The 13,151-nt window shown below is 42.4% G+C and carries 12 protein-coding genes; 3 read left to right on the top strand and 9 right to left on the bottom strand.

Going from position 1 to position 13,151, the window contains the following annotated elements; translation table 11 throughout:
- Positions 1 to 629 precede the first annotated feature (629 nt).
- Together LC605_RS05570 and LC605_RS05575 are read left to right on the top strand one after the other, a co-directional pair.
- Entirely contained in the window at positions 630 to 1,097 is a 468-nt protein-coding gene (locus LC605_RS05570; protein WP_229546575.1) for a DUF29 domain-containing protein, read from the top strand.
- A gap of 625 nt (positions 1,098 to 1,722) precedes the next feature.
- A complete protein-coding gene (locus LC605_RS05575) occupies positions 1,723 to 3,393 on the top strand; it encodes an MBL fold metallo-hydrolase (protein WP_229546576.1) in 1,671 nt (556 codons plus the stop codon).
- Positions 3,394 to 3,732: 339 nt separating this feature from the next.
- Here LC605_RS05575 and LC605_RS05580 read toward each other — a convergent pair whose 3' ends face one another.
- The 9 genes from LC605_RS05580 to LC605_RS05620 form a co-directional block, all read right to left on the bottom strand.
- Positions 3,733 to 4,044, bottom strand: coding sequence for a DUF6679 family protein (locus LC605_RS05580; RefSeq protein ID WP_012408115.1), 312 nt, complete (start codon positions 4,042 to 4,044; stop codon positions 3,733 to 3,735).
- 637 nt (positions 4,045 to 4,681) lie between these two features.
- On the bottom strand, positions 4,682 to 4,891 hold the full coding sequence (locus LC605_RS05585; RefSeq protein ID WP_229546577.1) for a hypothetical protein: 210 nt from the start codon (positions 4,889 to 4,891) through the stop codon (positions 4,682 to 4,684).
- A 391-nt stretch (positions 4,892 to 5,282) separates the two neighbouring features.
- Positions 5,283 to 6,092 carry a Nif3-like dinuclear metal center hexameric protein gene (locus LC605_RS05590; protein ID WP_229546578.1) on the bottom strand — a complete coding sequence of 270 codons (810 nt, stop codon included), beginning with the start codon at positions 6,090 to 6,092 and terminating at the stop codon, positions 5,283 to 5,285.
- Between the two features lie 167 nt (positions 6,093 to 6,259).
- A complete protein-coding gene (locus LC605_RS05595) occupies positions 6,260 to 7,009 on the bottom strand; it encodes a hypothetical protein (RefSeq protein ID WP_229546579.1) in 750 nt (249 codons plus the stop codon).
- Positions 7,010 to 7,422: 413 nt separating this feature from the next.
- Entirely contained in the window at positions 7,423 to 7,836 is a 414-nt protein-coding gene (locus LC605_RS05600) for a secondary thiamine-phosphate synthase enzyme YjbQ (RefSeq protein WP_229546580.1), read from the bottom strand.
- 131 nt (positions 7,837 to 7,967) lie between these two features.
- A complete protein-coding gene (locus tag LC605_RS05605; RefSeq protein WP_229546581.1) occupies positions 7,968 to 8,228 on the bottom strand; it encodes a hypothetical protein in 261 nt (86 codons plus the stop codon).
- The gene (locus LC605_RS05610) at positions 8,225 to 8,722 is read right to left on the bottom strand and encodes a hypothetical protein (RefSeq protein ID WP_229546582.1); all 498 of its coding nucleotides are present in this window, start codon (positions 8,720 to 8,722) and stop codon (positions 8,225 to 8,227) included. Before LC605_RS05610 ends, LC605_RS05605 begins: the two co-directional genes overlap by 4 nt.
- A gap of 27 nt (positions 8,723 to 8,749) precedes the next feature.
- Positions 8,750 to 9,832 carry a glycosyl transferase gene (locus LC605_RS05615; RefSeq protein ID WP_229546583.1) on the bottom strand — a complete coding sequence of 361 codons (1,083 nt, stop codon included), beginning with the start codon at positions 9,830 to 9,832 and terminating at the stop codon, positions 8,750 to 8,752.
- Between the two features lie 228 nt (positions 9,833 to 10,060).
- The gene (locus tag LC605_RS05620; protein ID WP_229546584.1) at positions 10,061 to 11,254 is read right to left on the bottom strand and encodes an aminotransferase class V-fold PLP-dependent enzyme; all 1,194 of its coding nucleotides are present in this window, start codon (positions 11,252 to 11,254) and stop codon (positions 10,061 to 10,063) included.
- Between the two features lie 408 nt (positions 11,255 to 11,662).
- Here LC605_RS05620 and LC605_RS05625 point away from each other — a divergent pair, with 408 nt between their 5' ends.
- The gene (locus tag LC605_RS05625) at positions 11,663 to 13,123 is read left to right on the top strand and encodes a TM0106 family RecB-like putative nuclease (protein WP_229546585.1); all 1,461 of its coding nucleotides are present in this window, start codon (positions 11,663 to 11,665) and stop codon (positions 13,121 to 13,123) included.
- Positions 13,124 to 13,151 lie beyond the last annotated feature (28 nt).

Below are 13,151 nucleotides of genomic sequence, written 5' to 3' on the forward strand. Positions count from 1 at the left end.
CTAAGCATTCAAAAAGCTCAATTTCTTACTGAAGTAGGTTGGCGCAATTGAAGCTAACTGGCAAGGGCTGTCATTTGTCCTTTGTCATTTCTCATTGGTAAGAGTTTCAAGCCTATTTACATTTCATCACATAGGTTAATTTATTTTCACCGACTTACTTAGATGATATAATTTGTACTACCAATGTAGAGACGTTGCGTTGCAACGTCTCTACACATATTTGTCCCACACAGACAAGAAAGAACAATTAGAATTTATCTAGAAATTCATGGTGAGATATTTATTAAATCAAACATTTTTATATGTGCGTTAATTACGAATTACGTTAGCGGTAGCGAGTCTTCGAGTGTCCGCAGGAGCGTCATTACTTTCCTTGTGCCGACTTGTACTGCCCTTAAGAGGATGTTTGAAAAGTTTTGGGCGATTGGAAATCGCGGCTACACAAGCAAAGTCCGCCTGCGCGGACTAACACAAAATCAAGCTTCTTAACCCACGTAGATGGGTTTCGTCTGTGTAGCCGCGACTTCTAGTCGCCAGGGCAAGTAATAATTTAGACTTTTCAAACAACCTCTAAGTGCGATCGCTTTCATCGCTATGATCGAGTCAGTAACTAGGAGCTGATCTGAGCAATGCCTAACCCGCTATACGATCAAGATTTGCAATTATGGATTGAGCAAACCATTCAACAGTTACAAAATCATGAATTTGAGGCGTTGGATACTCAGCATTTGATTGAGGAATTAGTTGATTTGGGTAAAGCCGAAAAAAATGCGCTCAAAAGCAATCTGACAATTTTATTGGCGCATTTACTCAAGTTACACGTTCAGCATCATGTCCCCGATAGCATGAAAGGAAGCTGGTGTAGCTCAATACTTGAACATCGTCAGCAAGTTATCAATAATTTGGCAGATACTCCTTCTTTAAAAAGTTTTTTGGTAGAGGCGGTGGAAAAAGGCTACCCAGATGCTCGCAAGCTAGCCATTAAGGAAGGTAAGCTAGCTAAGTTTGGGGTTCAGATACCTCAAGAAAGTGAATATCCTACCGTTTGTCCTTTTTCCATTGACCAGATTTTAGATGAGGATTTTTACGGGCTGTAGAGGATTGCTCCTGCTGTCATATTGATTTACGTCTAAATGGATAGACAGGTGAACCGAAAGGTTCTACAATCTGACTGATTGCGGTAAATTTACCTATTGCCCAATCCACATAAGCATAGTAAAGATTTTCTAGTGATTCCCTTTGCTTGCGGAAGCACTAAATTAATATAGGAAAGTCTTGATTAAAGGGCAGCAAACAAATGGATGTAAAGCTGATTCTGGCCGGATTAACGGTTATATTTACGGTTTCATGCCTATTCTTTGGCACGAAAAACGGATTCTACGATTCTGATAACTATCACGGCAATGGCTCGGCCCACTGAGATCAATCTGTAGACCATTTGGCAACTTGCTGTAGAGTGAGTTGACTAAGATAGCTCAGAACTTGCAAAGGGAAAATAAACAAGAGCCAAACTCCTTGAGCTATTAGCTTAGTGGCTTTTCGTTAGCCCACCTTTCCGAACCAGTGCGGGTTCGGTGAAGGCGTCCTCCCCAATCAAAAATCTGTATTCTCAGGGTGTAGGGGCGCACGATCAAACTTACCCCTAAGTCACAAAACCAAAATTTGTGTAACTTTTGGCTTTTGGGATATGTCCATGATGATGAGGTTTGAGGGGAGGAGAGCATGAGGGATAATCTATCGGCATCCTCTCGCGTAGATGCTGGGGAATTGGGTAGTGAATTAGAATGTTTACCCTATAGTGTTCAGCATGACGATGAGGGCGTGTGTTTATTGGTGAAGATGGGGCCACACCGCATCCTGTTGGACTGTGGTATGGAAGATATTTCATCGCTGGCTAAGGGGGTTACTAAGTCAAACCGTGAAGCTAGTTCGCCCCTACCAGCAGATTTAGTTTTGATTAGTCACGCTCACCCAGATCACGCCAGAGGCTTACTAGCACTGCATAAAGCTTTTCCGAAGTTACCTATTTATGGTAGCGAAGTAACCAGTAAGTTACTGCCACTGAATTGGCTAGACCAAGATCCTGAGAAAATTTCCCAATTTTGCCATGCCTTACCGTTGCGATCGCCTGTGGAATTCCAAGATGGTCTGGTGGCAGAATTATTTCCCGCAGGGCATCTACCAGGGGCAGTGGCAATTTTACTTACCTACACCACCAAGCAGCGTACGTACAAACTACTGTATACAGGTGACTTTTTCCTGTCAAATTCCCGGCTGGTAGAAGGTTTGCGTTTAGAGGAACTGCGGGGCTTAGATTTGGATGTGCTAATTATTGAAGGCAGTTATGGCACATCCCGCCATCCTCACCGCCGCAACCAAGAAAATCAACTAGCAGAGCGAATTAATCGCGCGATCGCTGACCATTGTTCTGTAATCCTTCCCACCCCGGCTTTAGGATTGGGTCAAGAATTATTAATGCTTTTGCGGTCACATCACCACTTCACCGGACAAGATTTAGATATCTGGGTAGATGGTGCTGTGGCCACTGGGTGTGATGCCTATCTAGAACTGCTACCCTATCTGCCCCCATCGGTACAGAACTTCGCCCGCCATCAACCCTTGTTTTGGGATGAACGCGTGCGTCCCCGCGTGCGGCGTTTACAACCAGAACATCGTCCCACTGTGGGCAAGTCACCTTGTATTGTCCTCACTGACTCTATATCTGATTTGGGTGAACACTGTCAACTAGATACGGGCCCTTGGCTGATCCTTCTACCACAAAGAATTGATATAAAAGTTAACAAAGAATATTTAGCACCCACCACTATTGAAACTTACCTATTAGCTCAACATAGTGATGGCCCTGGTACTACGCAGTTAATTCATAATTTGCGACCCCAGCACGTCATTTTTGTCCACGGTTCTCCTGCCTACTTGGCAGACCTGACTAGTTTAGAGGAGCTGCAAAACCGCTATCATGTACATTCGCCGGCGGCTAACACCTTAGTAGAACTGCCTATTGGTGACATATTTTTACAACCCGCACCGCCAGAGACTAACTACGAAGGCGAACTGACAGAGTTGGGAACAGTAATCACAATCACCCTAACCGATGTGATTACTGCTGATCCGCGTTGGCAACAATTTGCCGATACTGGTTTAATCGAAGCTCGTTGGCAAGGGGAAGAACTAGTATTGAGGGGATTGTCTCAACGAGAACTGCTCAATCAAAATAGCGATCGCTATACATGGACAGATGTGGACTGTTGCGGTACTTGCCGACATCAAAGGGGACAGAGGTGTTGGAACCCAGCTTCCCCGTTGTATAACTTTAAGGTAACTCTCGAAGGTTACTGTCCTGCCTTTGAAGGTTTATCTAGTCCTGAGTCCTAAGTACTGAGTTAGGATTTGTTACTCAGCACTCAGCGAAAAGTCAGAAATGCGGCTCCCGCCGTAGACGGTTTTGCGGTTTGCCACAGCCATCTGAACTTCTCCTTGGCCCTAGCCTCTCACGAGTGGGAGCTACGGTGTGTACACAAGTGACTTATTTTGCTCAAAGCCCTTTCAGTCCTAACAAGAACAGCCCCAACCCTTCAAGGGAAGGGGAGCCAATCTTCAAAGCCCCTCTCCGCTTCGGAGAGGGGTTTGGGGAGAGGTCTGCCAACTTGTGTATACACGGTAGCCCTTTGGGAGAAGGGGAAACCCCAAAGGCGAACAGTAAGTCAGCAGTGATTATTCTGGATTCGAGTCAGTGTAACGGTTGTGGATGCGTTCAGCTTCGGGACAGTCTTCTGTCATCAGAGGTTCCACATTCCCACGTGGTACTGAAGCCAATTTTTGGGTTACAGCACCAATGCTCTCGAGGCGAACCATTTCTTCCCAAGAACAAACTTCGTCCTCTTCTTCGGTTTCATAGCGTAGGGTCACTAAATCTCCCTCTATGTCGATGATGCGGGCGCGTTCAATCCAGCGTTGCTGGTCCCGCAAGAAAACACATACCTCGCGCCCATCGCAACACAGTTGATAAATCTTGCGGTGTAGCATGTACTGTTTCTGCCTTTTTAAACAACGTAGTTAAACCTGTCAAAATCGGGGTTCTCCCCCATTACATTACACCTTTAAGAGGTTAATTTCACCGTTTAGAACAAGTGCGTTTCATGACCCAATTCCCAAATTTGCTTGTAGTTGTCAAAATATGAGAAATATTGGGTCATCAATCAAGGCTTGCTCTGGCAATGAACTCAATCTCCTTCCGGCTCCTTTTAAGGAATGTTTGCTTCATAGAAGTCAAATAATCCAGTACCTGTCCTAACCAGGTTCATATTTGCTGGTGAGTCATTCTTCCCATTATGTAATAAAGAATACTCCAAAACAATCGTTGACTGCGGTTGTTTGACTTGCCTACTTTTAATCATTGGCATCACTGGGAAGTCCGGGGACTTGGCTTTACTTTTACCCACTTGTATCTGATCTTAACTCATTCTTTTGCTGACCTTGATGCTTTTGAACAACAACACCCAAAGAGTTTTGAGTTTTTAAGGTTTTTGCCTAATCATAATTAAGAAAAAGTCGATGGAGTAGGGGAAAAAAGAAGAGGGGCACAGAAGATGGGGGGCAGAGGGGAAATACCCTGATAAAATTACCCTCCGCCGCCGATCTTCTGTGGAAGTCTCAGCAAGATTTATTGGGTGGGGGGAAATTGCATCAGCAGACTCGACGAGGACGCTTCTCGTTTAATTTGACCTGTGCGAACTGCATTGTATAGGGCTAGGAGGGCTGACAAATCTTCTTCTTTCCAGGATTTAGTGGTTAGCACTTGATGGAGTAAACCCTCAGATTCAGCACTAAGATATCCAGTTTCAAAAGCAGATGCTATGAGTGCGCGAATCATCTTGATTAGGGCAAAGTGAGCAATTTCTTAATCTAGTATCCAAATATTTCCCTCTCTTATTAATTGATATAAAACATTAATCCGATGTGATCAGCGTTACGATTAGTCAGTGATTTTGATCACACCACTAAAATAATTCTTAATACCTCGATTCCTTTCGACTCGCCCTGACTTGTACTGCCCTTAAGGGAGTCGCTCGGCACAAGGAAAGTAATGACGCTCTCTACAAGACGCCGTGCGTAGCTTCATTTACTTGCTATAAGTAAGTCGGCAAGAATAAATCAAACTATATTACGAAACGTAAAGACACCTGAAACCCTTATAAATGAAGAAGGACAAGTGACAAATGACAGCCTTAGCTAGTTAGCTTTATTTGCGTCGCTCTACTTAATCAACCAAAAAACTGGCGAAAATCTTCATCGTTTTGACTTAATTGCACCCAGTTTAGGTTTAAGGACTGGAATTTTTGCACCAGGCGATCGCAAGCTGGACGTTCGGTAGCGTAATGTCCGGCATCAATTAAAATGAGATTGGGTAGGCCCAGCCCGCCGTAGGCATCGCGGCTTTCTTGAAACTGATGAAATTTACAGTCAGAAGTCAGATAAGCTGTCGCACCAGTTTTGGCGACGGCCGAAATGTAACTACCTCCCGAACCACCCAAAACAGCAACTCGTGAAATTATTTGCTGTAAATCAGCACTTGGTGAAAAAATCAAATTAGGAGGAGCAAGTCGGGTTTGAATTGTCGTAAGTAACTGCTGTAATGTCAGAAATGGTTCTAGCAAACCAACACGACCATATCCTAATCCCCCTTGTGTAGGTACTATGGGAGTAACTTCTTTGAGTTCTAAAATCTGAGCCAAAACGTCAGCAGTACCATCCTGCACTTGGTCGAAATTCGTGTGAGCAGTGTAAATACCAATATTGTGGGTAAAGGCTAACCGTACCATTTCGGCGATCGCTTCACCACTGCGTAAAGATTTGGGAGGAGTAAAAATCAAGGGATGATGAGCAAATATCAGATTAGCCTTATGTGCGATCGCTTCTTGCATTACCGCCAAAGTTGGTGTCAAACAGACCAAAACTCGTGCTTTTTCCGGCAAAATTCCTGGCTCGATTTGCCAGCCACAATTATCCCAGCTTTCGCACCAAGCTGGATTTGCCCATGCTTCAAACCAAGTAATTAAATCAGCAATTTTCATAATTAAGTAAGTCGGCAAGAATAAACCAAACTATATTACGAAACATAAATACACCTTAAACCTTTATAAATGACCAAGGACAAATGACAAATGACAGCCTTAGCCAGTTAGCTTTATTTGCGTCGCTCTACTTATTTTTTTCAGCAATTTTAATTTTTAATTGCTAATCAGCGCTTCTGTGGTTTAATATTTAATTTTAGTGCTAATTGCTGGCGCATTTCTTGAAAAGGTTTGTTCCACACAGGGCTAGCATTCCAGTTCCATACTGCCACTGGGATAAGTTGTTCTTCAGCAAGATAAGTTAGCAGACGATATTCATCTTCTGGTTCACGAGAAAAAGTGAAGGGATTGCGGTAGCCGGTGTCACAGAGTTTATAAGATGTGAGCTGACCATGATTAATCCGTTGTAAAAGTTCTTGACCTTTCACAAGCAAATAATCCAAAAACAACAGACTAAAAGGCTCTACATGGGCGCGATTTTGTGGCTCTTTTTGTACCCATCTTGCCCACTCAAATCCATACATAAAATCGTGAACATAACGGAAGCGTATTTCCGTTTTCTTTCCGAACATCTCCGTCAGTGAAACCATTTTTTCACCAAAAATTTTTAAGAAAGAAACAGCGCCCTCATCTGCAATTAAAGCCTGCCTAAGCATACTACTTACGAGAAAATCAAAATCCCAGAAGATATTTTCTGGGAAGTTTTGCAACTGAGTACGGACTATGCTTTCAAGAGTTTCCTGAAGGATTGTGAGGACTTTAATATCGGTGTTTTGTTCTGTAATCAAATTTCCAAATTCTGCAAAACTGGTAATTAAGGTCTTTTGCGGATTAAGTGACAATAGATTAATAGATTCCTGGGCAAGTATTTCATCAATCAATTGAAAAGTAGGAGTTGGTGTCACTTCTTGCTTCATTGAAATAGCCCAGGCAGCTTACACTAAATGTTAGTGTATATCGAAATAATCAGATGATTAAATAATTATCAATAAACTTAACTTTTCAAGTTATAAATTTACATTAATTATTTAGTATGTATCTGGTTAATTGGGAGCATCCCAAATGTGCAAAAACCTTGATAGCCCTCATCCCCTTGTTGATCCCCCCTATGCCTTCAAAAGGGGGGGATCGGAATTAACAGTGTTCCAATTTATCCGGTAGCCACTGCCTTGACTGGGGGTTTCCCCCATGAGCAAGTGGCATGGATTTAGGGGGATCTAGAACGTTTTGCTACCGAGAAGAGGACTTTTCAAACATCCTCTTAGACTCAGAATTCATTCTGAGGCGGGCTAGATGAGAATGAAATAGCCCTGCGATCATTCAGAAATATCTACCCAGAAACGTGAACAACTAATTCTCTTAAATGACTGCGCTGACGGTGTTCCCAAATATAAATTCCTTGCCAAGTTCCCAGTACTAGATGACCACGATTAATGGGGATATGTTCAGAAGTGTGAGTGAGTGCGGTACGAATATGTGCCGGCATATCATCGGCGCCTTCAGCATCGTGGATATATTTGCCTGATTCTGGCACGAGTTTTGCCATAAAATTAGCTAGATCCACAAGAACATCAGGATCGGCATTTTCTTGGATGACTAAACTGGCTGAAGTATGACGTAAAAATAGAGTACAAAGACCAGTTTCAACTCCTGACTCTGCAACTGTAGCTTCAATTTTTGCAGTGATGTTATAAAAAGATTTACCAGTGGTAGTAATTTTTAGTAACTTTTGGTAGTGAGTCATTTAAAACAGTAATTATTGATGTTGGTAAGAGCTAATTAGCGGTTCAATCTGCTGGATGTTGCCATCGTTCCACCGTTGAGGTATTTCTAGACTGAGTAGGTCTTGAAAAGAAGCGCTTTCAGACGGGATTATTAACCACGCAATAAAATAATGCCTAACACGGCAGCAATTACTAAAACAACGAGAAATACTATTACCACACTTGCGCCGTTATTAGCTGATTGCTCTGGCTTATTTAATTTCTTATTTAGCGAAGGAGAATCAAAGCGATTCCAGGGGATTATAGGTGTGTTAGGCAAATTATGAGTCAAAACTGTAATGTTAGTGGTATCTGGCTCAGGTAAAAGCAGGCCCTCTTGAGAGGATTTTGTATCGTCTTGGTTGGTATTCATAGTTTTTGCAATTCAGGAATGAAATAAACCGTTACTTGATGTGACAAGGCAACCACAGCGAGTACAGCAGTAACACCAGTCGCATATTTCAAGCCTAGAGAAATATCATTTACTATTTCCTGGTTTCCATTATAAGTCTCTATCAAGTTGGCTAACATCTGTAATTTGTATTCTTGAGGTAAAAATTTTAAATATTTATTCTGAAAGTCGTCAGTTTCTAAGTTAGGACTTATAACAAACTGACGTGGTAATAAAGCCCAGATTAATAGCATAAAATTTAAGAACAATAATAATATTTCTACCGCACTGAAGAGACTGAATCTGGTAATGAGCTTAGATATGGTTAGAAAACTTAGCATTGCGCTGTTTGTGACAAATAGGATGTTCATCTGGGTGATTAAAATTTGCCGTTCTTCTTTTTGCCTTTCTAGCACTCGACGCACATCTTGAGCGGCTAATTCCAACGTTTCTTCGTCTATTGTCGGATCTTCCATTATTAATTTATGTTGTTTTGCATAACTTTATTTCGTGTCTAAATAATTGAGAACGGCTTTAGCGATCGCTTCATTACCATCCTTAGCAATTAATTCCGATTGCTTTGGTAGTTGGGGTAACTCATGTAGAAAATCCCAACTCCCTTCAAAAAACTCAGATGGGGTAATAATTTGATGTTGGTTATAATTAGTTATGCCTTCTATAAGAAAAGTTGCTTCAGCAAAATCTTCACGCGGCATAGTAACAATTGGTAGTCCTAATAGTGTGGCTTCAGCAAAAGTGCTGTAACCAGGTTTAGACATGACTCGCTGACAAATGGGCATGAAATCTACAGGGCGGTATTTGCGATCGCTAATTTTGACTAAATTAGGTAAATCAGGGGCAGATTGATCAAAGGTAATGAATTGCCAATGGGGAAATTGCCGTAGGTTATGATATGGAATTTGCTGTAAACCTAAGCCACCAAAGGTTAACAAAATAGTTTTTTCGACTGGTGCAGTTATTCCCCAAATAGAGCGTAAATCATCAGCAGAGTAACGGGGGGAACCCCCTGTTAAACCGACATCGGTGATATGATTAAAAGCCTGCATGGGTGTGTCGAAAGGCAGACGAAACAGGCGATCGCACTTTGAGTACCAATTACTAATCCAATCAGCAATTGCGGTAAATTCACCTCCCCAACTCCGGTAGATAAAGTCCCAGCCAAAGTTACTGATCATCCAGCAGGGAATATTTGCAGCTTGGGCAAACCCAGGAGCGAGGAAGGGAATATCTGCCAAAATGAGATTAACGCGATTTTGGCAGATAAAATTGACTTCTGAGGCAATCAGTGAATTCTGATGCTTCTTAATATCTAGCAACTTTTCTAAAGTCGCTACTTTATCCATTGTCAAGCTATCCTTTTGCACCACACCCAAATCAAATGCGCGGGGACGATAGATAAAATCTCCTTCTATATAGCACTCTAGCAACCAGCGTGGGGCAGTAGTGGCTAGAATTAGCAGAACTTCTGGATATAACTTTTGAATTGTTGCGGCTATGGATGCGGTGCGGGTAGTATGACCAAAGCCGTGGTTAGTTATGGCTAAGTATAAGATTGGGCGTTCCATTTTATAGTTGAGTTAGGAGTTAGGAGTTAGGAGTTAGGAGTTAGGAGTTAGGAGTTAGGAGTTTATAGCGATTCGTTATAAAAAATTATTTTTCACAAATCAGATAGGATTGCTATATAAGTTTAGGACTTACGCACAATTTCGGGAATAACGAACCGCAGAGGCACAGAGGTCACGGAGAAATCAGAGTTTGAGAGATATTTTGCGTAAGTCCTAAAGTTTTAATGTTTAACTGGTTTTGCAAAAACTTTGAATTGTCTCAACCAATAAGTCGATTTCCGATTCTAAAGTAAAGTAATGGACGGTGGCACGTATACAGCTAGGATCGGCAATTGTCCGAGTTAATATTTTTTGTGACTCTAAAAATTCTACCAATTTGAGATGAGTTTGGGGCTGATTATTTATTAGTTGAAAAGAAACTATACCGCTTTCGGGTGGGGAAGTTCGCAAACATTTAATGTCGGGTAACGCTATTAATTGTCGCCAGAGGTACTCACTGTTTTGACAAATTTGCTCGTAACGTTCTTGTGAGGTTCCCCATTGCTGATGGATGGCGATCGCTTCCTTTAACCCAAGATATAGAGGATAGGCTAATGTAGACACTTCGTACCGTCGCCCGTCTGGAAGCCAACCTATAGGCTGAGATTGACTATCTACAACAATGCCATTTAAGCCAATAAACGTAGGTTTCAGGTTTTCTCGTGCTTCTGGTCGGACATACAAGCCACCAGCACCGGCAGGGCCACATAACCATTTATGACCAGTGAAAGCATAAAAATCTATTCCCAATTCTGTCAAGTTTAAAGGTAATAAACCAGCAGATTGAGCAGCATCTATCAGTAGTGCAGAATGATTATTTCTGCATACTTCGACAATTTTATCAAGAGGTAAAACTTGACCAGTATTCCACAAAACATGACTCAATATCACAAGACGGGTATTGGCGCGTAAGTGCTGGGTAATCACTTTTACGGGGTCGCCCTGATTTAAAGTCACCTTCAGAGGACAGGTGGTAACTTCTACAGCGAATCTTCGCGAGATTTCCTGTGCTGCGGCTATCACGCCTGGATGTTCGCAGTCTGAGAGCAGCAGATGGTCGCCAGCACGCCACTGGATACCCCACATGGCAATATTACAGCCAACTGTGACATTTTGTGTGAGGGTAATTGTTTCAGATGGTGCGTTTAACTCGGAAGCGATCGCCTCTCTTGCGGCTTGAGTCTGAGGCGCTATCCAGCGATATGCATCATTACCAAAGGGGCCTATGTGCTGGACATGAGCTTGAGTTTGGGCGATCGCATCCATTGCCCTTTGGGGCATCGGCCCTTGTCCCCCATAATTGAAATAAGTCTTATTCGCTAAAGCGGGAAATTGCTCTCGATGGCGATGCAGCTTGATTGGTGATGCAGAAATACTAGTCATATCAATTTTAGATTTTAGATTTTAGATTAGTCATTGGTCATGGGACATAAAAGAGTGAAATTCTAAGCCTTGCTAATGAGTATCAAAAACTCATTCACGAGTCCAATTTATAACAATTCGCTAAATTATAGCTACTGATACCAATTCTTTGTGAAGTTGCATAGAATTTGACCCCACACGCCAGATGCACAACGAAGGGGAGACCCCTGTCCCCGCACTGGCTCCCCTTAATCCCCGAACGAAGAGCAAAGAGGGGAAAATCCAGTTCCCTCCCCGAAATCGGGGAGGGTTAGGGTGGGGTTCTTTATTATGCAGCTTCATATTAAATTGGTATGACCTCTGCTCCCCCTCCATTATTAATTGTCTGAGTTCCTGCCAGAGTGTGCTAATTCTTGTTAACTTAAGAGGATGCTAATTAATGCTGAACTCCTACTGCAATATCAACGCTGTAAACGCCGGCCTTTTCTAGATATCCACGGTGACAAAAGTCAGCGTGACGCTCCCAATGAGTTGCTACAGAAACTGCAACAGGACAAAATCACTCATCAACTGAGTACTTTGGCAGAGATAACTTATCACCAACCAGATTATTCATACGGAAACTGGGAAGTGGCTGAGGCTACAACTTTAGAATTGATGCAGCGTGGGGTTGAATACATCTATAAAGGAGTGCTGTTAGCAACTTATTCTGAAGCATACACCCTGCTAAGTCGTCCAGATTTACTCGTCAAACGGCCAGGAAAGTCCGCCTTTGGAGATTGGATGTACGTTCCGGCTAGTATTGAATTGGGTAAGCGCCCTAAACAAGAATATCAAGTTGTTGCCGCATTTCACACCCAAGTATTGGCAACAGTACAGGAATTTACACCAGAAACAGCTTGGCTGATATTGCGTACCAAAGATCGAAATTATCCTGTGGATTTGCTGAAATGGACACCACGGATGCAGCAAATTCTGGAGGAGTTTATTGAAGTTTTAGAGTTACCGAATCCGCCAGAGGTGTTCATTGCTAGGCAAAAGTGCAATCTCTGTCATTGGTATAGTCAATGTTATGCGATCGCTCAATCTGAAAAACATCTCTCACTGTTACCAGGCGTAACACCCATTCGCTACACTCAACTCCAAGCTTTAGCGATCACCACAGTGGAATCTCTTGCTAACACCAGTCCCGCTACTTTAGAAAACTTGGTTGGTTTCGATCGTGAAGTCGCGCCTAAGTTGGTAGTGCAAGCTCAATCTACACTAGAAAAACGACCGCTTATTTTACCCTACCCGCTACCAATAAAAAATATTACATTCACAGCACCCATAGAGATTTATTTTGATATTGAGGCACAACCAGACTTAGATTTAAATTATCTTTTAGGAGTTTTGGTTGTTGACAGACTTGCCAACACAGAACAATTTTATTCGTTTTTAGCAGATAAACCAGAAGAAGAAGAATTAGTTTGGCAGCAATTTTTGGATTTGGTTTGGCAATATCCCGAAGCCCCAATTTATCATTTTTGTGTCTACGAGTTTGATACAGTCAAACGCCTTGCAAAGCTTTACCACACTCCATCCTCCTCGGTGCGTCCTGTACTGAATCGATTTGTGGATGTTTATGAGCAATTAACCCAAAGTGTCGCCTTACCCGTAGAAAGCTATGCCCTAAAAGCGATCGCTCGTTGGTTAGGATTTGAGTGGCGAGAAAAAGAAGCTAGTGGTGCCAAATGTATTTACTGGTATGATCAGTGGCTAGAAACAGGCGATCGCACCTTACTAGAAAGTATCCAAAGCTACAACGAAGATGATTGCCGCGCCACCAATAAAGTCAAAGACTGGCTTGTCAACTTTTTTCAAGATCAATATGGTTTGCGACTAACTTAAGTAGAGCGACGCAAATAAAGCTAACTGG

The organism is Nostoc sp. CHAB 5836, assembly GCF_020829445.1.
Taxonomy (GTDB): domain Bacteria; phylum Cyanobacteriota; class Cyanobacteriia; order Cyanobacteriales; family Nostocaceae; genus Nostoc.

Bases quoted from the DNA above. Each gene is read 5' to 3' on its own strand.
- LC605_RS05570 (WP_229546575.1), top strand. From the start codon at position 630: ATGCCTAACCCGCTATACGATCAAGATTTGCAATTATGGATTGAGCAA.
- LC605_RS05575 (WP_229546576.1), top strand. From the start codon at position 1,723: ATGAGGGATAATCTATCGGCATCCTCTCGCGTAGATGCTGGGGAATTG.
- LC605_RS05580 (WP_012408115.1), bottom strand. From the start codon at position 4,044: ATGCTACACCGCAAGATTTATCAACTGTGTTGCGATGGGCGCGAGGTA.
- LC605_RS05585 (WP_229546577.1), bottom strand. From the start codon at position 4,891: ATGATTCGCGCACTCATAGCATCTGCTTTTGAAACTGGATATCTTAGT.
- LC605_RS05590 (WP_229546578.1), bottom strand. From the start codon at position 6,092: ATGAAAATTGCTGATTTAATTACTTGGTTTGAAGCATGGGCAAATCCA.
- LC605_RS05595 (WP_229546579.1), bottom strand. From the start codon at position 7,009: ATGAAGCAAGAAGTGACACCAACTCCTACTTTTCAATTGATTGATGAA.
- LC605_RS05600 (WP_229546580.1), bottom strand. From the start codon at position 7,836: ATGACTCACTACCAAAAGTTACTAAAAATTACTACCACTGGTAAATCT.
- LC605_RS05605 (WP_229546581.1), bottom strand. From the start codon at position 8,228: ATGAATACCAACCAAGACGATACAAAATCCTCTCAAGAGGGCCTGCTT.
- LC605_RS05610 (WP_229546582.1), bottom strand. From the start codon at position 8,722: ATGGAAGATCCGACAATAGACGAAGAAACGTTGGAATTAGCCGCTCAA.
- LC605_RS05615 (WP_229546583.1), bottom strand. From the start codon at position 9,832: ATGGAACGCCCAATCTTATACTTAGCCATAACTAACCACGGCTTTGGT.
- LC605_RS05620 (WP_229546584.1), bottom strand. From the start codon at position 11,254: ATGACTAGTATTTCTGCATCACCAATCAAGCTGCATCGCCATCGAGAG.
- LC605_RS05625 (WP_229546585.1), top strand. From the start codon at position 11,663: ATGCTAATTAATGCTGAACTCCTACTGCAATATCAACGCTGTAAACGC.